Here is a 26,549-nt window from a genome sequence, read left to right as displayed (position 1 = left end):
CAAAATTAAAAGGCTTATCTCCCAAAAATTACAGGAGACAAACCTTTGAAATAATATACTAATTAAGGTTTAGATTTTTGGGTTCAGTACACTCTTGGCTTTATTCAGACATTAAGCCATGACTTTAGCGATCTCTTGGCTTTACTCACCCATTAAGCCATGACTTGGACGATCTCTTGGCTTTACTCAGACATTAAGCCATGATTTTAGCAATCTCTTGGCTTTACTCAGCACTTAAGCTAAGACTTAGACGATCTCTTGGCTTTATTCACCCATTAAGCCATGACTTTAGCGATTTCTTGGCTTTATTCACCCATTAAGCCATGACTTGGGCTATCTCTTGGCTTTATTCGGACATTAAGCCACGACTTGAGCTATCTCTTGGCTTTACTCAGCACTTAAGCCACGACTCAAAACCTCCTCATCTCCCCCAACCATTCCCATACATAAAAAACGACAGGGGCACATCATGCCTCTGTCGCTATTTTAAATTTAGAAGAATATATGAGCTAATATAACGATTATCGGTAGAGCTATGATTGTACGTATAATATAAATCATAAATAGTTTCCCTAGGCTAACTGGTATTTTTGAACCGAGTATAACGCCCCCTACTTCTGATAAATATATTAATTGTGAAATACTTAAAGCACCTACGATAAATCTTGTCATATCACTTGGTACATTACTAATCAGTAATGATGGTAAGAACATATCTGCGAAACCGATTAATAATGTTTCAGACATTTCTTTTGCATATGGTATTTGCATTAATTCTAATAATGGTACAAATGGTGCGCCTAATATACTAAATGTTGGTGTATATTCAGCAACTATAGTAGCTAAAGTACCGATTGTCATAACGACTGGTAGTACTGCTAACCACATATCCAACACGGTCTTCACACCGTTAATAATGAATTGTTTAAGGTCAGGTGATTTTACAGCTTTTTGAGTTGCTTGTTCAAATCCCCATGATATTGGATTATGTGTTTTAGGAATTGATTCATTTAATTGCTCAGTGCTACCGTTTGAATACTTATCTGGAATTTGTTTAAGTGGCCAAATTCTAGGCATAATAAAAGCTGCTACAACACAAGCTAAAATAACGGATAAATAAAATTTAAAGAAGTAATCCATTAAGCCAATTGTTTGAGCAATGACAATTGCAAATGTGATAGATACAACAGAGAATGTTGTCGCAATAACTGTTGCTTCTCGACGTGTATAAAATCCTTGTTCATATTGTTGACTTGTAATCATAACGCCAACTGTACCATCACCAATAAATGATGCTAGATTATCAACAGTTGATCTACCTGGTAATTTAAACATTGGTCTCATAATTGGAGCAAACATTGGTCCTAAAAATTCTAATAAACCAAAGTCCATTAATAATGGTAAGAACAAACCTGCAAAGAAAAATACGGCAAGTAATGTTGGTAATAAATCATTGTAAACCATTAATCCGGTATTTTCATTTACAACTACACCTGGTCCGAAATCGAAATAAATAAATATTGCAAATATCGCACCTATTATTCTAATGACGACCCAAATCCAATTGACGTTAAATAATTCATTCGTTATAGATCTCTTAGTAGAAGTACTGAATATCGTAGAATAGATTAATGTCATTACTGCAGAGAAACTAATTAAAAGCATAATAATTAGCCCAGCATAGTCACCTATCCAATCTAAAGCTGTATTTGCAAGGTATGCAACAGGTAAACTTGTTTCCTTCTCCCCTTTATCGTCAGTTACCGTTACAGGCACTAAAAATAAATATATTCCTAACAGTGATAATATAATAAACTTTAACCTTCCTACTAAAACGCTCGTCTCTTTCATACTTTCTCTCCTTTACGCAAGACTAACTATACACAATAATTAATAAATATTCAATACTATTCATCTCTAATTTTATTATATATTTTTATGTAAGCGCTGTCATTATTTTTAGTAAAAATAAAAGAATTATTAATCATAATATACCAATGTATTTATTATATTTTTTCTTGAAATATTTTTAATTTTCAAACAACTATTTATTATCCGTATAATATATAGAACAATTCCAATTAATTCTTTCAATTTATACCTTAAAAACACCTTATATTTCTGATTGTTCGGGTATTAAATTTTATCTGTATTTTTACAAATCACACTGTTATAATCATGATTATATGTCAAAGAGAAGGAGTAATATGATGTCGAAACCTCGATTAATTACATTTATGTTAAGCGTATTTGTTGTGGGAATGGTTGAATTAATGATTGCAGGTATACTTACTTTAATGAGTAAAGATTTGAATGTATCAGAAGCAATTGTAGGACAACTTGTAACAGTTTATGCATTAACATTCGCAATTAGCGGACCCATACTTGTTAAACTGACTAAGAATGTCTCACCAAAGACTGTATTATTAGTAAGTATGGCTATATTTATTTTAGGAAACGGGATTATTGCGATTTCACCTAATTTTACAATACTTGTAATAGGTCGAATATTATCTTCAGCTGCTGCAGCAATTATTGTCGTGAAAATCTTATCTTTAACTGTTGTGTATTCAAATCCAAGTGAACGTGGGAAAATGATTGGGCTTGTTTATACTGGTTTCAGTGCAGCGAACGTACTTGGTGTTCCTCTAGGTACTAAAATAGGAGACTTAGTAGGTTGGAGAATGTCATTTGTATTTATTTCTACAGTTGGTATTATTGCGCTTATACTTATTATTTTTAATGTCGCAAGTAATAAAATTGATACGCTAGAATCTTCTAGCCAAAGTCAAGATTACAAAGTCGTTCATCCTTTAGAAATTGTAAAATATTTAAGCATTACTTTCCTTATATTAGCGGCAAATTATGTTGTCGTAACGTATATTAGTCCATTATTATCTGTGTATGGATATGATTTAAATATTGTATCACTCGTACTACTTGTTGCAGGTATCGGTGCAATTATCGGTACGTCATTAGGTGGATATATTACAGATGCACTAGGTAGTAAAAAGTGGCTATTAATTTCATTAAGTACTTATACAGTACTCATGCTTGTATTTGAACAATTCTTACCGATACTTGTTATTACATTAATTGGTGTATTTGCTTGGAATATTGTCCAATGGGGATCAAATCCACCTATCCAAATCGGTATTATCTCTCAAATTGAAGGAGATACAAGTGCAGCAATGAGTTGGAACATGTCAAGTTTAAATGCAGGAATAGGTGCTGGTTCATTATTAGGTGGTATATTCGTATCATACTTTAATGTCGTATCTAGTTTATATGTAGCAGGTGCATTAAGCTTTATTGCATTCCTAATTTGTTTAACGATTAAGAAACAACCAAAGGCGCAAAAAGCATAAAAAAAGCGAGTGAGAAAAATCTCACTCGTCTTTTTTATAAATTATTGTAATTCTTTATTGCCTTTTGATTGGCCTTCATCATCAGATGATGAATTTTTTTGTTCGTATTCTTTTCTACTCATTACATCATCAACATGCATATTTACTTCAACAACTTCAAGTCCAGTCATATGTTTAACTTGTTCTTTAACTAAGTCTGCAACTTTTTTGAAGATTTTAGGAGCTGATTCGCCATATTCTAAAATAACTTTTAAATCTACAGCTGCTTGTTTTTCTCCTACTTCAACAGAAACCCCTTGTGTTACGTTATTTCCAGATGTGAAACGATCAGTTAAGCTAGAAGCAAAGCCGCCTTTCATATCTAAAATACCTCTAACTTCTCTTGCAGCAATACCAGCAATTTTTTCTACTACTTCATCTGAAAATGATAATGTATTTGAAAATTGTTGCTCTTGAGCTTGAGCTTGTTGTTGTTGTTGAGCTTCGCGCTCTTGTTCGTTTACCCCTGTTTGTTCATTGTAACTACTTTTTGCTTTGTTGTTGTCTACGTTTGCCATAATAGATTCTCTCCCTTTAATTTATAATTTGTTTGTTTTCTTTATTTATATTGTAAGCAGTCTAACTTATTCTATTTAGGAAATTTAAGAACTGCTGTGTACAATCTTTAATATACCCCAATCCTACACCTATTAAACATAGGACTAGGATTAAAACTGTTTTCCAAAAACCAATTGTTAAAAATAGTACTGCTAATATTAACATTGCGATAAAACCAATAATTCTCCATTTATATTCTTTAATAAAATTAATGAATTGATTTGGATCTTGATTTTCATTTGGCATAATCGGAACCTCCTATCCTTAGTCTTATAAAACTCTTGTGTCACTCGATTTTTGATCTCTGACATTAATCTCAATATTTTTTACAGGTATTTCTGAGAAATGCTCAACATTTTGTTTGATATCAGATTTAATTCGATCTGTTAATGTTTGAATTTGACCTGTATCTGAAACAACAAAGAAATCAGCTTTGATTGTTGCATAAGATTTATTTTTCTTATTATACAGTTTCGCAATAACATTTGGTTGACGTACTTCATCGTATTTTTGAATAGTACGATAAATACATTTTTCAACTGAATTTCTCGTAATATAAATGTGACCATCCTCATAGTCACGATGTAAGCCTGGCTTTTTATGTGTTGGTTTAAATGTTGCAAAGAACATCAATATACCAAAGAATATTAATACGCCTGCACAAGCAATCAACGTTGGTTCAAACCAATTATATTTTAATAATTCTTGTTGATAGCTCTTAATTTGGCTAATATCCAAATACATAAAAAGAAGCGTGCCTACAACTACTATTATGAATAAGCCTAGGAAAAAATTTTTTAATCTTCTCACTGGCAACTGCACCTCCTATGTAAAGTTCTATTACTACTCCTTGTTATACCCCTAAAATGATTTTGAAAACAAAATTTTATAATTTATGTATACTTTTTTGAGAAATTTTAATAATTCTTAGAATGTGTCGTGATTATAAGCACGAAAAAACTCTCTTTCATTATAGAAAGAGAGTTCATGATTATATATGCGTTGATTTTTGCATTAAGTATAAGAAATACGGCGCACCTACAATTGCAACGATAATACCTGCTGGAAGTCCGTTAGGTTCTAATACAATTTTACCGATTGTATCTGCTACAACAAGTAAAATCGCACCATTTAACACTGCAATTGGTAAGTATAATTGATGTCTAGGTCCAACAATACTTCTTGCGATATGTGGTCCCATTAAGCCAACGAAACCAATTCCGCCTGCTACTGAAACTGCAGCTGATGATAATACAACAGCTAAAAATACGAGTAGAATTCTTTCTCTATTATTATTAATACCGAAAGAAACGGAAATTTGTTCATTCGTACTTAATACATTTAATACATTTGCTTTATAGAACAAGAATGGCATAACAATCGCCAACCATGGGATAAATGCGAACACGAATGGCCATTCATCTCCCCATATGTTACCTGCGAACCATCTTGCGATAAATTCCATTTGATCTTGATCAAATGTAGACATAATTGTTATAGATGCTCCACTCAGAGCAGTAGATAAACCTACACCTATTAAGACCATTCTTACAGGGTTTATGCCTTCACCACGTTTATGACTGAATATGAAAATAACCATTGCAGTTGCTAAACCACCGAGCATACTTACAAGTGGTAATACATATACAAAATCTCCTGCTTTAATCGTACCAACAACAAGAAATAGTGTAATCATAAATCCGCTTCCTGCATTAATACCAAGAATACCTGGTTCTGCTAAAGGGTTCTTCGTAATACTTTGTAGGATTGCACCACTTAACGCTAAACTTGCACCAGCAAGTATTGTGATGAGCATTCTAGGCATTCTAAATTCAAATAATACCATTGTATCTAGCTCATTACCTTGTCCAAATATCGTCTTGAAAAATTGCGTAAAGGACATATTAAATTCACCAGTTGTCATGGCAAATCCCATTGAAGCAATAAGTGCGATAACTAATATAATAAATGTAATACGTTGTTTTTTAATAACTTTAGGATGTATCATAGTATTTTACCGTCCCTTCTAACAAGATAAAGGAAGAACGGCACACCGATAATTGAGATAACAGCTCCAATAGGTGCTTCTCCTAACATTCTTGCAATCATATCTGCAAATAACAGAATAAAGCCTCCAAGTACTGCTGATAAAGGTATTACACGTTTATAATCTGTTCCAATCATAAAACGAACAATATGTGGCACCATTAAGCCGACAAATGCGATTTGTCCAACGATTGAAACTGCTATACCTGCTAGGAACATTGTAGCAATTAAACTTGTGTATCTTACAAATGTACTATTTTGGCCTAATCCTTTAGAAAGTGTATCACCTAAACTAAGTATAGTAAGTTGTCTACTCATAAAAATAAGAACAACTAAAATAACAATAACAACTGGTGTAGAGATCATAAGTTGTTTCCAAGTTGTACCACTTACACCACCAACACTCCAGAATGTTAATGTTTGATTTAATCTAAATATTAAAGCAATTCCTTCACTTGCAGCTGTTAAAAGCGCAGATACTGCAGCACCAGCAAGTACTAACCTCATCGGGCTGAATCCACCTCGTTTAGATGAGCCTACACTCATAACGAGTATGCCACCTATAGCTGCACCTACAAACCCTGCAAGCATTAATGTGAAATAGCCTGCATTAGGTATAACGGCTAAAGTTAACGCAAGCATCATACTCGCACCAGCATTCAGACCTAATAAACCAGGGTCAGCTAAGCCATTGCGTGTAACGCCTTGCATGACAGCACCGGATACAGCAAGTGCCATACCTACAATAACAGCACCTATTTCTCTCGGAATTCTGATTTCTCTTAATATATTATGTTCTTCTATTTTAGGATTATAATGAAAAATCGCATCATAAACCATTTGTATTGAAGTCGTCTTTGCACCAAATAAAAATGACAGAAGTAAAACAGCTACAAGTAAAATGATTGTAACTGTTAATATAATTGGATAGCGATTAGCTTTTAATGTTTTAGTCTGAGTCATTGGGTTGCCATCCTTTTATAACTTCGTATAGTGCTTACATAATAAATTATATGTTACAAGCATTGGTTTTCCAGTACGTGGATCTGTAGAAAGCTCTGCATCAATATTGAAGACTTCTTCCAATATTTCATTTGTTAGAACTTCTTCAGTTTGACCTTGTGCAACAATTTTACCAGACTTCATAGCAATTAAATGATCTGAGAAACGGATTGCTTGGTTAATATCATGTAAGACCATAATAATCGTACAACCTTGTTCTCTATTTAATTCTTGTACAAGTTCTAAAATTTCTAATTGGTGTGAAATATCTAAATAAGTAGTTGGTTCGTCTAAGAAAATGATATCTGTTTTTTGAGCGAGCGCCATCGCAATCCAAACACGTTGTCTTTGACCACCACTTAAATCGTTAATTGATCTATATTTAAATTCATGCGTACCTGTTACATTTAAAGCCCATTCAATTTCCTCTTTATCTTGTTTAGATAATCTACCGAAACCTTTTTGATGAGGAAATCTACCATAAGATACGAGTTCTCCAACTGTTAATCCATCTGCAACATCAGGAGATTGGGGCAAAATTGCAATCTTTTTAGCTATTTCTTTAGTTGAAGTTGAATGCAAATTCTTACCGTCTAACAACACTTGACCTGTTTGTACATTTAAAATACGGCTTAAAGCTTTTAATAAAGTAGACTTACCGCAACCATTTGGTCCGATGATAGAAGTCACTTTGCCATCTGGTACTTCAAGATTCAATTCATTAACTATTAATTTGTCTCCATAACCTATTGAAATAGCTTCTCCCGTTAAACGATTCATAAAGAACCCTCTTTCCATTAAAATAAACTCTATTTATATGATATTTTCATTAATTGTATATATTTGTAAATGATAATCATTATCATCATTCACATTCATGTATTATAGCATTTAATAGTAGCTTTTTCTATCATTTTCTGAATATTTTCGTATTCCGTTCACAAAAAGAGGTTGGCACAATTAACGTGTACCAACCTCTTAAACATTATTATTCATCTACTAAAAAGCCATTTCCAAGAACGTCTCTCACGTCATGGACAACAACAAATGCATTTTCATCGAATTTTCTAATCATGCGTTTTGTTCTAGAAAGTTGTGTCTTTGCAATAACAACATATAAGACATCGGTATCTTTCTTAGAATAATAGCCTCTACCATTTAGAATCGTACAACCACGACCAATTTGTTCATCAATCATTTTAGCGATTTGATCGGGATTTTGAGAAATAATTGTAACGGCTTTTTTAGGATTGAGACCTTCAATTACAAAGTCCATCACTTTTGTTCCTACATATAATGAAATCACTGTAAGTAACGCTTTTTCTAAAGGCATTACAGTAAGTGAGAACATCACGACGATAAGGTCAAAGAATAGTAGAGCATATGATGTATTTACGTCTAAATATTTATGCGCTATTCGAGCAAGAATCGTCGTCCCAGCAGTCGTACCACCAGATAATACAATGAGTCCTATACCTAGACCAACCATGAAACCACCAAAGATTGTGTTAATTAAAATTTCATTCGTATGCACAACCCAAGATTCAGTCAGACCTAGAAATACAGAAATAGCAATAACCGCTATTATCGTATATACAGTACTTCTCTTGCTTAAAAATTTATAACCTAACGCAATTAAAATAGCATTTAAAATAAACGTAGACCATGCAGGTGAAATATCGAATGCATAAAGTAAGATTAAAGAAACCCCAGTTACGCCACCTTCACCTAAATTAGCAGAAATGATAAAGGCATTAACACCCGTAGCAAAAATAAAAGATCCTGCCAAAATTAATATCATATCTCGTAAAATTCTATTTTTCATGACCTTACCTCCTCTATATTTTTTAACAGACATATAGATACTACCACAATCCTCAAATCCCCTCAACATGCCGATTTTAAATAGAAGACGAATCATATAATGGATGAGGAATGATGATGTGAAAAAAAGTGATTTGAATTAAAGGAAGTGATGGAGGTGCGAGAAATAGATGATGTCTTGGCTTAGTTAGAGCGTTAAGCTAAGACTTGGGTGATCTCTTGGCTTTACTCAGTCGTTAAGCCATGACTTGGACGATCTCTTGGCTTTACTCTGGACTTAAGCCATGACTTGGCTCATCTCTTGGCTTTATTAGGTCGTTAAGCCAAGACTTAGACTATCTCTTGGCTTTATTCAGACATTAAGCCATGACTTGGCTCATCTCTTGGCTTTATTCGGACATTAAGCCATGACTTAGACGATCTCTTGGCTTTACTCTGGACTTAAGCCATGACTTATGAGTTTATTCCACCTTTAACTCACGTCTTCCATCATCTTCCGCATCCAATCTCGCTCATTTTCAAAATCCTCCTTAATTCAAACTACCACAAAAAATACCGACAAAATCTTTTCTAGACTTTGTCGGTACTACTAAAATCTTCATATATTAAATCCCTGATATATCTTACTATTAAAATTCTTTTTCAAATGGTGCTTGTATATCTTTCAACACTTTAACAGAGTTATCGAATAATGATTTTTCTTCTTCATCTAATGGCATTTCGATGACTTCTCTAATGCCTGATCTGTTTATAAGTGCTGGTACGCCTATATACACGCCTTCATGTCCATACTCGCCTTCTAAATATGCAGACACTGTCAACACCACATCTTGGTTATTTAAAATGGCTTTTGTAATACGCATTAACCCCATTGCTACTCCGTAATAAGTTGCGCCTTTTGCTTCTATAATTTCATAGGCTGCATCTCGAGTTTGTACAAATATTTCTTCTACTCTATGTTTACGTGATTCGTCTTTTTCAATAATACTTCTTAATGGTTTACCTGCAATATTAGCGTGAGACCATACTGGTAATTCTGAGTCGCCATGTTCACCGATAATGTTTGCATGTACACTTTGTGGTGCGACATCGAATTCTTCACTTAATAAATATCTAAATCTTGCTGTATCTAATATAGTACCTGATCCGATTACACGTTCTTTTGGTAAACCAGAGAATTTCATAGTTGCATAAGTTAATACATCTACTGGGTTAGTTGCAATTAAGAATATACCATCAAATCCTGAGTCCATAATTTCAGTAACGATTGATTTGAAAATTTTCATATTTTTTGCTACTAAATCTAGTCTTGTTTCACCTGGTTTTTGTGCTGCACCTGCACAAATAACTACTAAGTCTGCATCACGACAATCTTTATAGTCACCTGATTTAACCTTAATTGGTGATGGTCCGTATACTGTACCATGATTTAAATCCATGACATCCCCGATAACTTTCTTTTTATCTAAGTCTATGATGACAAATTCATCACAAATACCTTGGTTTATCATTGAAAATGCATAACTTGAACCTACTGCACCATTACCTACTAATACGACTTTTTTACCTTTGAATTGTTTCATTATATTCGCTCCTCAATTTATATTTATAAAATTATTGTTAAAATAAATGTCCATACACAGATGAATATTAAGAATCCGACACTATATTTCAAAGTCATTTTGAGCAATTCAGACTCTTTACCAACTTCTCTAACAGCAGCTGTTGCAATCGCGATAGATTGTGGTGAGATTAATTTAGCTGCTACACCACCTGCTGTATTTGCTGCAACTAACAATGGTCCACTTGTACCAATTTGACTTGCTACTGACGCTTGAATTGGTGCAAACAAAGTGTTGTTATTAACGACTGAACCAGTCATGAATACACCTATCCAACCTAATACTGGAGATAGTATTGGGAAAATGTTACCAGCTTTTGCAATACCTTGACCCATTGCAGCTGTTAGTCCGCCATAAGTTGTGATTTTAGCAATGGCTAAAATAAAGCAAATTGTCAAAATTGGTAACCACAATTCTTTAATTGTTACGCCTAGTAAATTGAATGCGTCACTAAATTTAAAGTGTTTCGAAATTAATATTGTAATCACAACTGAGATTAATATTGCTGTACCAGTTGCGCTAAAGATGTCGATTTTTAATGTGATCAGTTTATTAGTAATTTCATTAAATGTTCCCGGAATACTTATATTCCATACTAATGAAGAAAGTAAACCACCTTCAGCAAATAAAGCTTTGAAAAACGGTGCACTCCATATCATGACGAAAATCGTTAAAATATAGAATGGACTCCATGCATACATAATGGATTTAACAGAATGTTTCTTTGTTTCCAATACTTCTTGATCTGAAATTCTGAAAATATTTTTTGGTTGATAATATTTTGAGAAAATTGCTAATGCAACCATAGATAATAATGGTGGAATAATATCAGCCAATTCTGGACCTTGGAAATACGTAATCAATATTTGTAAGCCTGTATAAGTTGTACTTACAACAAGAATCATCGGTAAAATTTCTTTTACACCTTTAAATCCATCCAATATCATGACTAGTAAAAATGGAATAAAGAAGTTCAAGATTGGAAGTGTAAGTGTTGAAATCTGTGATACTTCAAGCGCTGAAATATTACCGTGAAGACCTAAACTATCTATAATACCAACTGGAATACCTATCGCACCAAAAGCACCCGCTGCTCCGTTAGCAATTAAACAAAGCATTGCTGCCTGTAAAGGTTTAAAACCAATTTGAATTAACAATACACTACATATTGCGATAGGAACACCAAACCCAGCAGCACCTTCTAAAAATGCATTAAAACTAAAACCTATTAATAATAATTGGATACGTTGGTCTTGAGAAATACCTGAAATACTATCTTGAATGATACTAAATTGTCCTGTACCAATTGAAACTTTGTATAACCATACTGCCATTACGACGATATAGCCTATTGGAAGAATACCTTGAAAGAACCCTTCTGTTATAGCACCAATCGCTACAGTATGTGGTAATTCGAAGATAAATGATGCAATGACTAAAGTTACAATAAGTGTTGTAATAGATGCATAAATACCTTTCATTTTAAAAACTGTTAAACATAATAGAAATAATATAATCGGTATACTAGCAACAACTGCTGATAGTGTAACGTTGTCTAATGGATTTATATTATTTAGTAGCACAATGAACAACTTCTTTCTTAATTTTATTTTTTCAAGATGCGCATCTTTAACGTTTGTGATGTTTTTCACAATGTAAATATAGCACCTCAATCCCCTGAGGTCAATAGCTTTGACACATATTTTGTGAAAAAATTCACGAATTATTTTTGACTCGTTTTTTGATATTTATTGAATCCTTTGCCCTATCTAAATGGTTGCGTTTTCATTATTTCTCATAATTTTTAAATTTTTTTACAATAAAAAACAAGATCCTGAAATATTTTTCTAGGATCTTGTTCAATTCACTTCTATATTATTCTGTTAAACTTTGTGTATTTACAAAATGTCTATACTTATCATGAGATGCTAATAATTCTTGATGGGTACCTACGCCTGTGATTTCACCCTTATCTAAAAATACAATTTGATTCGCTTTTTTAATCGTAGCAAGTCTATGAGCAATCACAATAGTTGTACGATCTTTCATTAATTCATTCAACGCTTGTTGAATGTAGAATTCACTTTCACTATCTAAATTAGCTGTTGCTTCATCTAGTAGTAGAATATCTGGATTCTTAATGAAACTTCGTGCGATATCTATACGCTGTCTTTGCCCACCAGATAATTTGGTACCTCTTTCACCGATTTCAGTATCAAAGCCTTGTGGAAATGCCATTATAAAATCATAACAACGTGCCATCTTCGTATAATGTATCAGTGTTTCTTCATCTACATCTGAATAGACACCGTATGTTAAATTATCTCGAATCGTCCCTGACATCATCGCATTAGATTGCATAACATATCCAATTTTCTGTCGCCAATATTTTAAAGATATATCGTCTATTGGTTGGTTTCCATATAATATTTGGCCATGATCGATTGGATAAAGTCTTTCAATTAAACTGAATAGCGTACTTTTTCCTGAACCTGAAGGACCTACAAACGCTGTCACTTCACCAGAACGAATGGATAAAGATAAATCTTTAATGACCGGATTATCTTCATATCCAAATGAAACATTGTCAAATGTAATATCTTGATGATTCGTAATCGGTTGATTATGTTCATCGCCTCTTTTTTCCGCTTCTTCTTGATAAATCTCATAGATACGTTCACTTGCGCCGACAGCTTTCTTATAATCCGTTAAAAACATAGAAAAATTCAAAATTGGCGCTGATAATTGCACAACATAGAATATCATTGCGACTAATGTCCCTGCAGTAATCGCACCACTCGAAACTCTAATACCACCAAACCCAAGTATGACAGCTACGGTTAACGTCATAATAACGCCTGAAAGTGGAGATATGATTGCTCTAATTTTCGCTTCCTTTAATCCTAGATCATATATACCTAGTAAAGTACCTTTTGTTTTTTCTAGTTCTTTTTCTTCTGACGTTGTCACTTTTACTAATTTCATTTCTGTCAGTACTCTTCCTAATATACCGCTGAACCTAGAAATCTCAGTTTGTGTGTCTTTTGAGATTTTACCCATTTTTCGTCCTAATGGTACCATTATCCCGATAAATATAGGTAAGATCAGAAATGTCATGAGTGTCATTTGCCAATCTAAAATAAATAACATCACAATCGAACCAATAAGTGTTAACAATGATGGCAATACACTTGGTGCTTTTTCAGAGATAAATAAGTTAATCACATTTGTATCATCTGTAATTCTACTCATCAATTGACCACTTTCGTTTTTGTCAAAGAAACTCATTTTCAAATTGATTAAATGCTTCCATAACTTTTCTCTAATTGAATAAATTGTTTTTTCACCAATCTTGCTTAGTAAATATGTCCCGATACCGCTCAAGACTGCATTTACTAAAAATACACCTATAAATAGCCAAACCATTCTTAAATCCAAATTTTCTGCATTAAATGTATCTACTAATTTCCCAGTAAATAATGGTACAAGCAAACCACTAAGACTACCTAAAATAGAAAGTGTCATAGCTGTAAACACTAATTTTTTAGGCCAGTCTACCTTTTTTAATAAATAAAGCAGAGGATTTTGTTTTGTCATTTTAATAACCTCTTTACTAAAATTAATGATATAGTATATTTTACAGCATTGAGATTATACATACCAAATTTAAAATATGTTCACAAAAAATTAACGTTCATTTGTTATCTTATTGTAGGGTAGTTAATTAATATATGTTAGAATGATATAGTTAATTTTAAAAATAAATGAAGAGGTCTTATTCATGAAAAAAAGTCTATTATTATTTTTTGCATTACTTTTATTAAGCATAGCAGTAACTCAAAGTGCTTATGCAGCGGATAATCCGAAATCACCAACACAAGTAGCCAATGAAGATGGATACTCACTCGGTGAAATCTATGAACCTGAAGGCGCTATTAACTATAGTTCTGATACTGGTCAAATTTTGTATGAATATAAAATAGATGCTAAATGGTATCCAGCTAGTATGTCTAAATTAATGACATTATATTTAACTGAGAAAGCAATCAATAGTGGCAAACTTGATAAAAATGCTAAAGTTAAAATGACAAATGAAGAATATCGTTTATCTACATTACCAGAATTAAGTAATACAAAGTTGTATCCTGGAGATGTTTATACAATCTCTGAACTCATGCAAATTACCGTATCTAACTCTTCAAATGCAGGTGCGATGATTTTAGGAAGAGAAACGATGAAAGCTGAGAACTTAGCTTCTGCTAAAAAGATAGATAAAAAAGATAAAGACTCTAATAAAAATACAGCATCAAAACAACAAAAAAAGGATTTAGATTCTGACTTTGTTGACTACATGAATGAGACAGCTAAGAAATTAGGCATGGAACATACGAAGTTCTACAATGCTAATGGTGCTTCTAATAATTTATTACTAGAATATAAAGCTAAACGTTACCAATCAGATGAAGATAACTATACAACAGCTAGAGATTTTGCCATTTTAACGCAACATCTTGTAAAACAGTATCCTGACATTTTAGAATACACTAAAAAAGTTGCCCCTACTGTTCACTACGTTACATATTATACGTATAATCATTCACTTGAAGGTGCAGATATGTCACTTAAAGGTACTGATGGTCTAAAAACGGGTTCTAGTGACACTGCCGACTATAACCACAGTCTTTCTACTAAAAGAGATGGATTAAGAATTAACCAAGTTCTTTTAGGTGCAGGAGATTACAACAGTGTTGGTGGAGAGAAAGAACGTAATATGATGGGTAATAGCTTGATGGAAAAATCATTCAAAGAATATGAATGGAAAAAAGTATTATCTAAAGGTACTCAAAAAATTAATGGCAAAAAATACTACGTTACAGAAGACTTATATGATGTCGTACGTAAAGGCGAAGATTATAAAGTCGTACTTAAAGATGGACGTGCAAGCATTGATTATAACCGTTCTTATATCAATGATAGCTATGGTCCACCGTCTGTAAAAGTAGAAACGCCAAGCAAACATAAATTTAACGAAACAAAGAAAAAAGTAACAAGTACGGATAATAGACCTATTATTATGACAGCGTCTATCTTACTTATTGCTGGAATCATTCTTTTATTAACTTGGTTAATTAAGCGTAAGAAAAAATAATAACGGATATTAAGTCTTAAGTCCGACAACAAAAACGTCACTTTAGTGTAGAATAGTCTTAAACTATTCAATACGAGGTGACGTTTTTTTGATTCAATTTTTACCGAATTTTCTATCAGAACCAATTAATTTATCCTTAACAATGATAACGATCATCGCGCTTATATATGTATTTGTGCATCATAGACGACAACAGCCCATTTTAAGTTTAATTGATATCATTTTAGGTTATTTTCCAATACTCATCCATGAGATGGGTCATGTTATAGCAAATAAACTATCAGGTGGTAAGCCTAAAGACCTCGTAGTTGTTTGGCGTCGTAAAGAGCGCATGGAAACCGGTAGACAAGGTTATGCCGTTACTGGTTCCAAATCACGTTTAAATCAATTTATAACGACTTTATTCGGTTATATCATGCCGCCGATAATGTTGATTTTAGGTGTATGGCTAAAACATCACACATTCGGACCAATTTTCTTAATCATTCTTCTGATCATGTTTTTATTCTATGTCATATTAACATCTAGGAAATTTATCCCAAGTATCATTCTCGTCATTATTGCAGTAGCTTTATATGAAGTACTATCTGCACCGAATATACATGACTTTGGACAAATCATTACGTATATTTATCACATTAGTTTAGGAACATTATTAGGTGAAGTCGCACAATCAAGTATTACAATATTCCTATTAACATTCTCACGTTCAAGACAAGAATGGGATGGTAGTCAGTTAAGACAACTCACTAAAATTCCAACTATTTTCTTTAGTGTTATATGGATAGCGATTAATGTATATGCGGTTATGTATACATTCAATATTTTATGGCCATAGATATTGGAACTTTAAATATGGAGTCTTCGCGTAGTATAATTCGACTTTATACTTTAGCGCACGATATCTTGAAGTCTTCGTGCGTTGCACCCTGATTTTGTACCTTAGCGCACGATATCTCGTAGTCTTCGTGCGTTACACCCTGATTTTGTACCTTAGCGCACGATATCTCATAGTCTTCGTGCGTTACACCCTGATTTTGTACCTTAGCGCACGATATCTCGTAGTCTTCGTGCGTTACACCCTGATTTTGTACCTTAGCGCACGATATCTCGTAGTCTTCGTGCGTTATTTTAATCCATTAACAAAAAACCAGCAGAAATTCATTCGCTTGAATTTCTGCTGGTTTTTATTTATTAAGCTGTTTTTATACCAAACAAATATGATGCATTTGTTTCACTTATCATAATTGTTTTATCTTTTAGTTTAAGTTCTATGAGCTGGTTTAAGCTATCTTTATTGCTAATTGTTACTACATCGCCAATATGCAATTCTTGATTACTTAAATAATCTAAGAGATTCACGTAATCCATTACACGTTTAATTTCAACGTCATCTCCAATTTCAAACTCATTTAATGATGTGTTATAAATTTCCTCTATTTGATTCTCTCTTGGAATAATACCACCATGCGGACAAGTTGTTGGGTAACCCATTAACTTATCTATCTTATCTATAAAACGGTCAGATACACGATGTTCTAATATTTCTGCCTCTTCGTGAACTTCATCCCAAGTATATTCAAGTTCTTCTATTAAGAATCGCTCTATGAGTCTATGTCTTTTAATAATATTAGTTGTATGATCTAACCCCTTCTGAGTTAATTTCACACCTTTATAAGGACGAATATCTACGTAGTCATCCTTTTTCAAACGTAACATCATTTCACTAACTGATGAAGGTTTAATATTTAAATCTTGCGCTAAATTCTTATTGGATACGTAATCTGTTGTGCCATTTAATCCAAAAATCGCTTTTAAGTAGTCTTCTTGTTCTTCAGTCAACATCTACTCTGACCTCACTTTTATTATCATATATTTATTGTACCACGATTTATTTTTACAGGCTATCTCTTGACTTTAGATAATTTTCTAATATAATCGAATTATAGTTTAGGTTAGCCTAAACTTATTTTTAGAAAAGGTGATAACATGTTGCAGGTAAAAAATTTGAATCTATATTTAGGTCAACAGCACATATTGCATGATATTAATTTAACCATTGAATCAACAGGTGAATTAATTGGCATTATGGGACCGAATGGTGCAGGAAAATCTTCATTTATTAAATCGATTTTGGGTGAATTTAAGGCATCAGGAGACGTTTATTGGCATGATAAACCGATAAACCAACAGTTGAAACAATTAACGTATATTCCTCAAAGAAATCAATTAGATTTAGATTTCCCTATCACTGTTCAAGATAGTTTATTAACAGGCTATTATGCTACATCAGGTTGGTTTAGGCCATTAAAAAAAGAAGCGTATCAAAAAAGGGATCAATTAATGTCAGAGTTACAACTAACTGAATTAAAAGACAAGACATTAAATCAATTAAGTGGTGGTCAATTACAACGTGTTCTTTTAGCAAAATCTTTAATGAAAGACAGTGATTTATTATGTCTCGATGAACCATTTGTCGGTATTGATTTTAAAAGTGAAGAAATCATGATAAACATGCTTAGAAGATTAAAGTCAGAAGGAAAACTCATCATTATTGTTCATCATGATATTCAAAAAGCCAAATTATATTTCGATAGAATCATCCTCCTCAATCGAACTATTAAATTTTTTGGCACAGCATCTGAAGCTTTAACAGAACACAATATTAAAGAAGTATTTCTAAAGGAAGGCGTTACACCATGATTAATGAATTTATCTCATCCCTAATACAATATAATTTCTTAAGTCGAGCGCTGATTACTGCTATTGTAGTTGGTGTTGTTTGTGGCATTGTAGGTAGCCTCATCATATTAAGAGGTTTGTCTTTAATGGGTGATGCTATGAGCCACGCTGTACTGCCTGGTGTTGCAATAAGTTACGTATTGAACATCCCGATGTTTATAGGTGCGCTTGTTACCGGTATGTTAACGAGCTTTCTGATTGGTTACATTGCCCAACACTCAAAAACTAAAAATGACGCAGCTATCGGTATTATCTTTACTGCATTCTTTTCCCTTGGAATTATTATCATAAGTCAAATTAACTCCTCTACTGATTTATATCATATTTTATTTGGGAACATATTAGCAGTAACTTCAAGTGCATTTTATACAACGAGTATAGTCAGTCTAATCGTTATCGCTTGTGTCATATTATTTTACAAACCCTTGCATTTATCAACGTTTGACCCTATTGCAGCTAGAATGAGCGGTTTAAATGTAAAAGTCATTCATTATTTTGTCATGATGCTATTAGCACTCGTTACAGTTGCTAGTTTACAAACAGTGGGCATTATACTTGTCGTTGCACTACTTATTACACCGAGTTCAGCTGCATTTTTAATCACAAAATCATTAAAATCAATGATGATTGTCGCAAGTGTTATCAGTGCAATATGTGCGGCCTGTGGCATGTATATTAGTTACCTTTATAACTTACCAAGTGGCGCGTGTATCGTATTAGTCTGCTGCTTAGTGTACATGATTACATTCACCATACATAAAATGAAATTAAAATTTGCTTAGGAGGTTAAACATGAAGAAATTATTTATGCCATTACTCGCTATCATTGTTTTACTATGTGCTTGTAATGCAACATCATCTAATGAAGACAAACATTTAAAAATAGTAACAACAAATTCAATATTAGCGGACATGACTAAAGAAGTAACAAAGTCTGATGCAAAAGTTACAAGCATCGTCCCTATCGGACAAGACCCTCACGAATATGAAATTAAACCTAAAGACGTCAAAGCATTAACAGATGCAGATGTTATTATATATAATGGTTTTAACCTTGAAAGTGGAAATGGTTGGTTTGAAAAAGCATTAGAACAAGCAGGTAAAAAAGTCTCAGACAAAAATGTTATTCAAGCAACTGAAGACGTTACACCTATCTATTTAAAAGGTGGAGAAGGCGATAAAAATAAAATCGATCCACACGCTTGGTTAAGTATTGAAAATGGTATAAAATACGTCAATACAATTGAAAAGCACTTAAGTGATATCGATAAAGATCACAGCAAACAATTTAAAGATAATGCTGAAAAATACACGAATAAATTAGATAAACTACATCATAAAATGATGACAGCATTCAATGATATTCCTGAAGATAAACGTGCTTTTATAACAAGTGAAGGTGCATTTAAATACTTTGCGAAAAGCTATCATATAACACCAGGATATATTTGGGAGATTAATACAGAAAAACAAGGTACACCAGAACAAATGAAACAAGCCATTAAATTTGTGAAAGACCATGACCTAAAATCATTAGTTGTCGAAACAAGTGTTGATAAGAAAAGTATGCAAACATTAGCAGAAGAAACAAACCTCAACATTAAAGATGAAGTATTCACAGATTCAATCGGTAAAAAAGATTCTAAAGGTAACTCATATTACAATATGATGGAACACAATGCAGAAGCGATTCATAATAGTATGAAATAATGAAAAAAGAGGCCGAGATGATGAAATCTCGGCCTCTTCTTTGTGTATTTAACTTCCATTATTTCGAATTGTGGTAATTAGAATGCTGTAACTTCCATTTTTCCGAATTGTGGTAGTTAGAATGCTGTAACTTCCATTATTCTGAAATGTGGTAGTTAGAACGCTGTAACTATCATAATTTCGAATTCTGGTAGTTAGAACCCTGTAACTTCCATTATTCCGAATTCTGGTAGTTAGAATGCTGTAACTTCCATTATTCCGAATTCTGGTAGTTAGAACGCTGTAACTTCCATTATTTCGAATTCTGGTAGTTAGAAGGTGCTCATTTACGGACATTTCTCGGAATTCTGTCCCTAACAACACTTCTTACGGACATTTCTCAGAATTCTGTCCCTAACAGCACCTCTTACGGACATTTCTCGGAATTCTGTCCCTAACGACACCTCTTACGGACATTTCTCGGAATTCTGTCCCTAACAGCACCTCTTACGGACATTTTTCGGAATTCTGTCCCTAACGACACCTCTTACGGACATTTCTCGGAATTCTGTCCCTAACGACATCCCATAACATACACTTCTCAAATAAAATCTATTATTTTAATGTTGGATCATCTTTTTTCATGACTTGTTTATATTTACTAAATGTTTCTTTATCATTTTTAGAAAATGCTTCGTTCATCATTTGTCTTTTTTCGGCTCTTCTTCTTCTATCTTTCTTTGTTTCTTTACGATCATATCTAAAGTTTAACGAAGTACCTTTTTTAGTAAATTCTTTCATATACATATATGATCCTGAATTATAAGCTGCTCTAATAATCATATGTCCTGCTACTGGAGATGTTAAATATAAGAACAGTATTGTTAATAATGTTCGGACACTAAAGTATTCTTGTGTCACTAAGAAATATATAAACACACCTGTCAAAGTAAGCAACACAGATAATGTAGAACTTTTAGTAGCGGCATGACTTCGAAGAAATGTATCTCTAAAGCGTACAATTCCTATCGCACTGATGAGCGCTGCTATTGAACCTAACAATATTGATAAAGCGGCAATTAAACTAACGATCTCGCTTAGATTCAAAGACACGACCCCCTTCTATGAAACGTGAAATACCTACTGTACTCAAGAAAGAAAGTATTGCGATAATCAAACTCGCTTCTAAATAACTGAATGTATCATAAATAATGCTTAATACCCCTACTACGGAAACTAAAATCGCACCGATTGCATCAAAAGCAATGACTCTATCAGCAGTAGTTGGACCTATGATCGTTCTGAGAAGTACGACAACAATGGAAATACCATATATAACAAGCGCTGTTTTGATAATTGCTAATATGATAAATGACATTATTTAAGCACCTCCCAGATTAGTTTTTCATATTTCTTAATTTGCTTCGTTAAAATTTCTTTTTCTTTATCTGAAATATCAATTGCATGTATAAAGAATCTTCTACCATCAGGTGAAAGTCTAAGCACGACGGAACCTGGTGTAAGCATAATAAGCAATGTTAACAATGTAATCGCCCAATCTTGTTTTAACGTTGTTTCATAAGTTACAAGACCTGGATTAACTTTGTTTGTTTTAAATAAAATATAATTGATTGTTGTCATACTTGAAGTCACAAGTTGATAGTTATAAACACATATAAACTTGAAGATTACCCAAACCTTTTTCAAGTAGAAGACATGTCCAAAGAATCTATGCATTAAATAAACAATAACGATACCAATGAGATATCCACCTACAAAGGTTGATAAATGAAATTTATCTTCATCTTGGAATAACGTCCATAAGAAGGCGATTAAAATATTTAATAACAACTGTGCCATTATTACTTCGCCTCCACTTCTACGTTTGGAATAATTTCTTTAATATATGACTGCTCATGTATGTTAAATTGTGCTGCCAATTCTGAAATGTTCAATACATATTGTGATGCTATACCTAATACGATAGTAGCTACTGTTAATATGATCATCGCATATAATTTATGTTTAGAAAGTGGTACCCTTTCAACTTTAGGAATATCGTTTCTACCGAAGTACATCACTAAGAATATTCTTAGTAAACTGTACATAGCGATGACACTTGTAATTACCATCACGATGACACCAATTGTATAACCATTATCTAAAGCACCTTTAATAATTAATAATTTCCCAGGAAATCCACTAAAGGGTGGTACACCACCGATTGATAATATCGTGATAAAGAATATAATCCCTAGACTCGGATAATATTTAATTAATCCACCAAATTGATCATAATATCTCGTGCCTGATAATAATACGAAAGTACCGATGATTAAGAATAGTAATGTTTTGATAATCATATCGTGACTGACATAGAATATTGCCCCTGTAATACCATCGCTATTATTCGCACTTAAACCGAGGACAGCAAATCCTATTGATAAAATAACTTGGTAAGCTGCAATCTTTTTAATATCTTTAAATCCTAATACACCGATACTACCGATGATCATTGTGATGATAGCCATAATATATAATAGGAAATGTGTAACTTCTGGCTTTTCATCGAACATCAACACCATAACTCTTATCAATGCATAGACACCCACTTTAGTCATAAGGCTGGCAAACAATGCTGCTAACTCAGTATTTAAAGCAGCATATGCTTTCGGCAACCACATAAACATGACTAAGGCTGCTTTACCACCAAAGACGAAAATCATAATAACTGCTACTAAAGTAACGGTCGTTGGTTGATTACTTTCAGTTATACGCATTGCAATGTGTCCAAAGTTCAAAGTACCTAAAGTTCCATATAAGTATGCTACACCCATTAAGAAGAACCAAGAACTGACAACGTTAATAACAACATAAATAACACTCGCTCTTAGTTGTTCGATAGATTGTCCAAGTGTTAATAATACAAATGATGCTAATAACATAATTTCAAACATAACGTATAAATTGAAGATATCTGCCGTTAAGAAGCTTCCGTTAACACCTGTTAATAAAAATAGTATAAAAGATGGCAAGAAATATCTATTTGCTACTCTTTCTCGTTTACCAAAACCAAAATATATAATAACTGTTACAACAAAACAAGAAACAGACGTAAATAGAAGTGCTAATTCATCTCCGACAAACTGTATACCATATGGCGGTTGCCAATCTCCAAAGTTAATAACAAGTACTTTATTTAAACTAACTTCTATAAGTAGCCATAACGAAATGATTGTTGTAATTGATAAACTCGTTATCGCGATTCGTCTTGTTAAAGCTAAACGTTCTTTAAAGAAGAACAATATTAATCCAGTAATTAAAGGTACGAGTAATGGTACTAATATTAAATTATTCATCTACATCTTCATCCTCACCGCGTAACGCCTCTATTCTATTTACTTTCGTCAACTTAAATGTTCTATATATAAGTACGAGTAAAAATGCTGTAACAGCAAAACCAATTACGATTGCTGTTAAGATCAATGCTTGAGGTAAAGGATCGACATAATCTTTTCCTTCTCCATTAATAAGTGGAACATTCTTTCCACCAAACTCGCTCATGGATAAAATCATTAAGTTTGCTACGTGTGTATAAATTGCTGTACCAATAACAATTCGAATTAAGTTCTTAGACAAAATCATATATGTTCCTACAAATGTGAGTACGCCTATTATAATAACTAGTATTAAATTCAACTGTTATCACCACTTATCGCAAGCATAATTGTTACAACTGCCCCTACTACAGTAAGTAGTATGCCGAGCTCAAAAAGTGTAACGCTTGATAAATGAATCTCACCTAACAACGGCCATGTCATATAGCCATCCTCATGTGTTAACATCGGATGTCCAAAGAACATTGGAATAATACCTGTACCAATTGAAATGAGACATCCAATAATCGTAACTGCTCTAAAGTCTAATGGCATTGATTGAACGACTGTTTCCACATCAAAAGCTAAAAACATTAAGATAAAAGCTGAGCTAAAGACGAGCCCACCTATAAACCCACCACCTGGGTTATCGTGACCAGCAAGAAAAATATAAAATCCAAACGTCAATATTATGAATATAGCAATTTTGGATATCGTTTCTAATACAACATCATTTTCTTTCATTTGGCTCATCCTTTCTTATCTTAAATTTAACTAATGTAAATATACCTAATCCTGCAATTAATATAACGATTCCTTCAAGCATTGTATCTAACGCTCTAAAGTCTCCTAGAATACCATTAACGATATTTTTAACACCTGCTAATTCGTAAGCATTATCATAGTAGAATGAAATTTTGTCGAACAGACTATCTTGTTGCATCATAATGACAAAGACCACAACAAATACTGCCATTAATAAAGCAATTGTTAATTTCACAATTTCACTCATAACGTTTGGTGTATCTTTCTGAACGTTTGGTAAATGATAGAACACTAATAAGAATAATACTGTCGTAATCGTTTCTATAACAAGTTGCGTTAAAGCTAAATCAGGTGCTTTCATAAATATGAATACGACCGCGATCGAATATCCGATGACACCATTTAAAATCGTCATTGTCATTCTCTCACGTATAAACATTAACGCTGTTGCTGTAATCACTATATTAATTAATATAATGATTTCAAATGTTGTCGCTTCAGTAATATGGTAATAAGCAATATCATAAATACCGACTTGATAAATACCATATCCCATAATGACAAAGAAGATTACATAAATAATGTGTAAATATTGATTCAATTTATTATTCATAATACCTTGAATTGAAAACGTACTGATACGATCTAATGCATCCATACCTTTTGTATATAGCGTATTGATTTCTAAGTTTTTAGAAATCTTACTATAAATAACATCCCATTTTGGCACGAGTATAAGAAGTGCCCCAATAATGTATATGCCAAGTGTTAAGAATAATTCTACTGTAAATCCGTGCCATGCTTTAATATGTGGTAAATGAGCCATAATCTCGCTATCGTGGAATATATCTCTTAATGCTGGACCAATTAAATATTCTCCTAATACATTCGGTACAAAGAAAATGATTGGAACAAACAATACGATAATCATTGGTGAGATTAATAACCCGCCTCCATCATGACGTGGTACTTTTGGTAATTGTTCTTTTTTAAGCTTACCGAAAAATGGTTCTTTAATGAGTTTAATACAATATACAAATGTAAATATACTGCCGACAAACCCAGCTAATATCATCACGGTAGACATCGTTTGATTAAAGATTTCTGTATGACCTGTTTCTACTAAACTCGTAAAGAACTTTTCTTTACTTAAGAAACCATTAAATAACGGAATACCTGCCATAGATAGTGCACTGATTGTCATGACAACTGCTGTTATTGGCATGATTGTTCTTAATCCACCAAGCTTTTTAACATCTCTTGTTCCTGTTTCATGGTCGATAATACCAACACCCATAAATAGAACACTTTTGAAAATCGCATGGTTAATTAAATGGAATAATGCTGCAAATAAACTCGCTAAAAAGATTTCATTATCAGCTTTAAAATTACTATTTAATGCTAATAGCCCTAAACCGATCATCGTCATAATCATACCGAGCTGACTGATTGTTGAATAGGCAAGCATTGCTTTTAAATCTTTCTTGTTAACTGCAAAGAATGAACCGACTAATAACGTCACTAAACCGATAGTAACAACTGTATAAACGACCCATGTACTTTGACCGATAATTGGTGTAAATCTTAATAATAAATATAATCCTGCTTTAACCATTGTTGCTGAATGTAAATAAGCGCTGACAGGCGTTGGTGCTTCCATAGCATCTGGCAACCAAATATGAAATGGAAATTGTGCAGATTTCGTAAATGCTCCGAGTAAGATTAAAATGACTGCAAGTACAAACCATGGTGATTCATAAATTTTATCAATCATACCGACTTGTTCAGTAATTGTATTCGTACCCGTAATGCTGTATAGCAAAATCAATCCTACTAACATTGCCATACCGCCAAACACTGTAATTAAAAATGATTTCAAAGCACCGTCTTGACTCTTTCTACGTTGATACCAATATGAAATGAGCAAGAATGAAGAAATACTTGTTAACTCCCAAAATGTATATAACAATATCGTATTATTTGAAAGTACGACACCTAACATTGCTAACATAAACATTAACAAATACGTATAAAATCTTGGAAGATTCTCTTTTTCATGGGAAAGATAATAAATGGCATATAAGAAGACACCTGCACCAATTAATGAAATAAGTAGTGCAAAAATTAAAGATAGACCATCTAAACGTAAATCTAAATTAACATCGACAAGTGGAATCCACTCTTTGAAATAAGTAATACTTTGGCCAGCATATATCGTCTTAATTTGACTTAAGAAATATATGGAACTTAGAACTGGCGCAATTAAACTTAGCCATCCAGCAAATCGGCTAAACTTTGTATTCATCGTCATGAGCACGATTGACATCACAACGATAATCATTAAAAACAGCCATATTAAAGCCATACA

Annotated in this window: 25 protein-coding genes; 6 read left to right on the top strand and 19 right to left on the bottom strand. The window is 33.0% G+C overall.

Features of this window, described 5'->3' with window-relative positions:
- Nucleotides 1-492 precede the first annotated feature (492 nt).
- The gene (locus tag LQ677_RS12135) at nucleotides 493-1,851 is read right to left on the bottom strand and encodes a YjiH family protein (RefSeq protein ID WP_037590415.1); all 1,359 of its coding nucleotides are present in this window, start codon (nucleotides 1,849-1,851) and stop codon (nucleotides 493-495) included.
- A gap of 359 nt (nucleotides 1,852-2,210) precedes the next feature.
- Here LQ677_RS12135 and LQ677_RS12130 point away from each other — a divergent pair, with 359 nt between their 5' ends.
- On the top strand, nucleotides 2,211-3,368 hold the full coding sequence (locus LQ677_RS12130; protein ID WP_206166735.1) for an MFS transporter: 1,158 nt from the start codon (nucleotides 2,211-2,213) through the stop codon (nucleotides 3,366-3,368).
- A gap of 41 nt (nucleotides 3,369-3,409) precedes the next feature.
- Here LQ677_RS12130 and LQ677_RS12125 read toward each other — a convergent pair whose 3' ends face one another.
- The 10 genes from LQ677_RS12125 to LQ677_RS12080 form a co-directional block, all read right to left on the bottom strand.
- A complete protein-coding gene (locus LQ677_RS12125; RefSeq protein ID WP_037590412.1) occupies nucleotides 3,410-3,925 on the bottom strand; it encodes an Asp23/Gls24 family envelope stress response protein in 516 nt (171 codons plus the stop codon).
- A 61-nt stretch (nucleotides 3,926-3,986) separates the two neighbouring features.
- Nucleotides 3,987-4,214: a DUF2273 domain-containing protein gene (locus LQ677_RS12120; protein WP_369919472.1), complete on the bottom strand. Its 228-nt coding sequence runs from the start codon at nucleotides 4,212-4,214 to the stop codon at nucleotides 3,987-3,989.
- 21 nt (nucleotides 4,215-4,235) lie between these two features.
- Nucleotides 4,236-4,775: an alkaline shock response membrane anchor protein AmaP gene (gene amaP / locus LQ677_RS12115; RefSeq protein WP_025906320.1), complete on the bottom strand. Its 540-nt coding sequence runs from the start codon at nucleotides 4,773-4,775 to the stop codon at nucleotides 4,236-4,238.
- A 181-nt stretch (nucleotides 4,776-4,956) separates the two neighbouring features.
- Nucleotides 4,957-5,973 carry a FecCD family ABC transporter permease gene (locus LQ677_RS12110; protein WP_126477902.1) on the bottom strand — a complete coding sequence of 339 codons (1,017 nt, stop codon included), beginning with the start codon at nucleotides 5,971-5,973 and terminating at the stop codon, nucleotides 4,957-4,959.
- Entirely contained in the window at nucleotides 5,970-6,974 is a 1,005-nt protein-coding gene (locus tag LQ677_RS12105; protein ID WP_037590409.1) for a FecCD family ABC transporter permease, read from the bottom strand. The genes LQ677_RS12110 and LQ677_RS12105 overlap by 4 nt, the downstream gene beginning before the upstream one ends.
- 15 nt (nucleotides 6,975-6,989) lie before the next feature.
- Complete coding sequence (locus LQ677_RS12100) at nucleotides 6,990-7,793, bottom strand: ABC transporter ATP-binding protein (protein ID WP_025906315.1); 804 nt, start codon at nucleotides 7,791-7,793, stop codon at nucleotides 6,990-6,992.
- A gap of 208 nt (nucleotides 7,794-8,001) precedes the next feature.
- Nucleotides 8,002-8,838 carry a YitT family protein gene (locus LQ677_RS12095; RefSeq protein ID WP_025906313.1) on the bottom strand — a complete coding sequence of 279 codons (837 nt, stop codon included), beginning with the start codon at nucleotides 8,836-8,838 and terminating at the stop codon, nucleotides 8,002-8,004.
- A gap of 628 nt (nucleotides 8,839-9,466) precedes the next feature.
- Complete coding sequence (locus LQ677_RS12090) at nucleotides 9,467-10,420, bottom strand: L-lactate dehydrogenase (RefSeq protein WP_126477901.1); 954 nt, start codon at nucleotides 10,418-10,420, stop codon at nucleotides 9,467-9,469.
- Between the two features lie 23 nt (nucleotides 10,421-10,443).
- Nucleotides 10,444-12,042, bottom strand: a complete 1,599-nt coding sequence (locus LQ677_RS12085; protein ID WP_037589894.1) for an L-lactate permease — start codon at nucleotides 12,040-12,042, stop codon at nucleotides 10,444-10,446.
- 292 nt (nucleotides 12,043-12,334) lie between these two features.
- Nucleotides 12,335-14,056 (bottom strand): ABC transporter ATP-binding protein, encoded by a 1,722-nt coding sequence (locus tag LQ677_RS12080; RefSeq protein WP_239748911.1) that lies wholly within the window; start codon nucleotides 14,054-14,056, stop codon nucleotides 12,335-12,337.
- A gap of 184 nt (nucleotides 14,057-14,240) precedes the next feature.
- On the opposite strand from LQ677_RS12080, the gene pbp4 reads away from it, so the two are divergent.
- Together pbp4 and LQ677_RS12070 are read left to right on the top strand one after the other, a co-directional pair.
- Complete coding sequence (gene pbp4 / locus LQ677_RS12075) at nucleotides 14,241-15,608, top strand: penicillin-binding protein PBP4 (RefSeq protein ID WP_239748910.1); 1,368 nt, start codon at nucleotides 14,241-14,243, stop codon at nucleotides 15,606-15,608.
- 88 nt (nucleotides 15,609-15,696) lie between these two features.
- Nucleotides 15,697-16,446, top strand: coding sequence for a M50 family metallopeptidase (locus tag LQ677_RS12070; RefSeq protein WP_051575454.1), 750 nt, complete (start codon nucleotides 15,697-15,699; stop codon nucleotides 16,444-16,446).
- A 356-nt stretch (nucleotides 16,447-16,802) separates the two neighbouring features.
- On the opposite strand, the gene LQ677_RS12065 is transcribed toward LQ677_RS12070, so the two are convergent.
- The gene (locus tag LQ677_RS12065) at nucleotides 16,803-17,453 is read right to left on the bottom strand and encodes a metal-dependent transcriptional regulator (RefSeq protein WP_025905995.1); all 651 of its coding nucleotides are present in this window, start codon (nucleotides 17,451-17,453) and stop codon (nucleotides 16,803-16,805) included.
- 144 nt (nucleotides 17,454-17,597) lie between these two features.
- On the opposite strand from LQ677_RS12065, the gene LQ677_RS12060 reads away from it, so the two are divergent.
- Genes LQ677_RS12060 through mntC form a run of 3 tightly spaced genes read left to right on the top strand, consistent with a single transcriptional unit; the run spans nucleotide 17,598 to nucleotide 20,060 of the window.
- On the top strand, nucleotides 17,598-18,311 hold the full coding sequence (locus LQ677_RS12060; RefSeq protein WP_239756489.1) for a metal ABC transporter ATP-binding protein: 714 nt from the start codon (nucleotides 17,598-17,600) through the stop codon (nucleotides 18,309-18,311).
- Complete coding sequence (locus tag LQ677_RS12055) at nucleotides 18,308-19,132, top strand: metal ABC transporter permease (protein WP_159316346.1); 825 nt, start codon at nucleotides 18,308-18,310, stop codon at nucleotides 19,130-19,132. The genes LQ677_RS12060 and LQ677_RS12055 overlap by 4 nt, the downstream gene beginning before the upstream one ends.
- Before the next feature lie 10 nt (nucleotides 19,133-19,142).
- Entirely contained in the window at nucleotides 19,143-20,060 is a 918-nt protein-coding gene (gene mntC / locus LQ677_RS12050; RefSeq protein ID WP_126477897.1) for a manganese ABC transporter substrate-binding lipoprotein MntC, read from the top strand.
- A gap of 594 nt (nucleotides 20,061-20,654) precedes the next feature.
- On the opposite strand, the gene LQ677_RS12045 is transcribed toward mntC, so the two are convergent.
- From LQ677_RS12045 to LQ677_RS12015, 7 genes are read right to left on the bottom strand one after another with little or no spacing between them, the layout of a single operon-like run.
- Entirely contained in the window at nucleotides 20,655-21,146 is a 492-nt protein-coding gene (locus LQ677_RS12045) for a Na+/H+ antiporter subunit G (RefSeq protein ID WP_025906003.1), read from the bottom strand.
- On the bottom strand, nucleotides 21,124-21,417 hold the full coding sequence (locus LQ677_RS12040) for a monovalent cation/H+ antiporter complex subunit F (protein WP_049320936.1): 294 nt from the start codon (nucleotides 21,415-21,417) through the stop codon (nucleotides 21,124-21,126). The genes LQ677_RS12045 and LQ677_RS12040 overlap by 23 nt, the downstream gene beginning before the upstream one ends.
- On the bottom strand, nucleotides 21,417-21,899 hold the full coding sequence (locus tag LQ677_RS12035; protein ID WP_025906008.1) for a Na+/H+ antiporter subunit E: 483 nt from the start codon (nucleotides 21,897-21,899) through the stop codon (nucleotides 21,417-21,419). The genes LQ677_RS12040 and LQ677_RS12035 overlap by 1 nt, the downstream gene beginning before the upstream one ends.
- A 2-nt stretch (nucleotides 21,900-21,901) precedes the next feature.
- Complete coding sequence (locus tag LQ677_RS12030) at nucleotides 21,902-23,398, bottom strand: Na+/H+ antiporter subunit D (RefSeq protein ID WP_191836663.1); 1,497 nt, start codon at nucleotides 23,396-23,398, stop codon at nucleotides 21,902-21,904.
- A complete protein-coding gene (locus tag LQ677_RS12025) occupies nucleotides 23,391-23,738 on the bottom strand; it encodes a Na(+)/H(+) antiporter subunit C (RefSeq protein ID WP_025906012.1) in 348 nt (115 codons plus the stop codon). Before LQ677_RS12025 ends, LQ677_RS12030 begins: the two co-directional genes overlap by 8 nt.
- On the bottom strand, nucleotides 23,735-24,160 hold the full coding sequence (locus LQ677_RS12020; RefSeq protein WP_025906014.1) for a monovalent cation/H+ antiporter subunit B: 426 nt from the start codon (nucleotides 24,158-24,160) through the stop codon (nucleotides 23,735-23,737). Before LQ677_RS12020 ends, LQ677_RS12025 begins: the two co-directional genes overlap by 4 nt.
- Nucleotides 24,147-26,546 (bottom strand): DUF4040 family protein, encoded by a 2,400-nt coding sequence (locus tag LQ677_RS12015; RefSeq protein ID WP_191836662.1) that lies wholly within the window; start codon nucleotides 26,544-26,546, stop codon nucleotides 24,147-24,149. Before LQ677_RS12015 ends, LQ677_RS12020 begins: the two co-directional genes overlap by 14 nt.
- Nucleotides 26,547-26,549: the final 3 nt, after the last annotated feature.

The organism is Mammaliicoccus sp. Q-M61 (assembly GCF_022386055.1).
Classification (GTDB): domain Bacteria; phylum Bacillota; class Bacilli; order Staphylococcales; family Staphylococcaceae; genus Mammaliicoccus; species Mammaliicoccus sciuri_A.
This window is presented reverse-complemented; position numbering and strand designations above follow the sequence as displayed.

Excerpts from the sequence above, each read along its gene's own strand:
- LQ677_RS12040 (WP_049320936.1), bottom strand. The coding sequence starts at position 21,417 with ATGTCATTTATCATATTAGCAATTATCAAAACAGCGCTTGTTATATAT.
- LQ677_RS12110 (WP_126477902.1), bottom strand. The coding sequence starts at position 5,973 with ATGATACATCCTAAAGTTATTAAAAAACAACGTATTACATTTATTATA.
- LQ677_RS12080 (WP_239748911.1), bottom strand. The coding sequence starts at position 14,056 with ATGACAAAACAAAATCCTCTGCTTTATTTATTAAAAAAGGTAGACTGG.
- pbp4 (WP_239748910.1), top strand. The coding sequence starts at position 14,241 with ATGAAAAAAAGTCTATTATTATTTTTTGCATTACTTTTATTAAGCATA.
- mntC (WP_126477897.1), top strand. The coding sequence starts at position 19,143 with ATGAAGAAATTATTTATGCCATTACTCGCTATCATTGTTTTACTATGT.
- LQ677_RS12135 (WP_037590415.1), bottom strand. The coding sequence starts at position 1,851 with ATGAAAGAGACGAGCGTTTTAGTAGGAAGGTTAAAGTTTATTATATTA.
- LQ677_RS12090 (WP_126477901.1), bottom strand. The coding sequence starts at position 10,420 with ATGAAACAATTCAAAGGTAAAAAAGTCGTATTAGTAGGTAATGGTGCA.
- LQ677_RS12015 (WP_191836662.1), bottom strand. The coding sequence starts at position 26,546 with ATGGCTTTAATATGGCTGTTTTTAATGATTATCGTTGTGATGTCAATC.
- LQ677_RS12035 (WP_025906008.1), bottom strand. The coding sequence starts at position 21,899 with ATGGCACAGTTGTTATTAAATATTTTAATCGCCTTCTTATGGACGTTA.
- LQ677_RS12100 (WP_025906315.1), bottom strand. The coding sequence starts at position 7,793 with ATGAATCGTTTAACGGGAGAAGCTATTTCAATAGGTTATGGAGACAAA.
- LQ677_RS12030 (WP_191836663.1), bottom strand. The coding sequence starts at position 23,398 with ATGAATAATTTAATATTAGTACCATTACTCGTACCTTTAATTACTGGA.
- LQ677_RS12130 (WP_206166735.1), top strand. The coding sequence starts at position 2,211 with ATGTCGAAACCTCGATTAATTACATTTATGTTAAGCGTATTTGTTGTG.
- LQ677_RS12060 (WP_239756489.1), top strand. The coding sequence starts at position 17,598 with ATGTTGCAGGTAAAAAATTTGAATCTATATTTAGGTCAACAGCACATA.
- LQ677_RS12125 (WP_037590412.1), bottom strand. The coding sequence starts at position 3,925 with ATGGCAAACGTAGACAACAACAAAGCAAAAAGTAGTTACAATGAACAA.
- LQ677_RS12055 (WP_159316346.1), top strand. The coding sequence starts at position 18,308 with ATGATTAATGAATTTATCTCATCCCTAATACAATATAATTTCTTAAGT.
- LQ677_RS12020 (WP_025906014.1), bottom strand. The coding sequence starts at position 24,160 with ATGAAAGAAAATGATGTTGTATTAGAAACGATATCCAAAATTGCTATA.
- LQ677_RS12065 (WP_025905995.1), bottom strand. The coding sequence starts at position 17,453 with ATGTTGACTGAAGAACAAGAAGACTACTTAAAAGCGATTTTTGGATTA.
- LQ677_RS12105 (WP_037590409.1), bottom strand. The coding sequence starts at position 6,974 with ATGACTCAGACTAAAACATTAAAAGCTAATCGCTATCCAATTATATTA.
- LQ677_RS12095 (WP_025906313.1), bottom strand. The coding sequence starts at position 8,838 with ATGAAAAATAGAATTTTACGAGATATGATATTAATTTTGGCAGGATCT.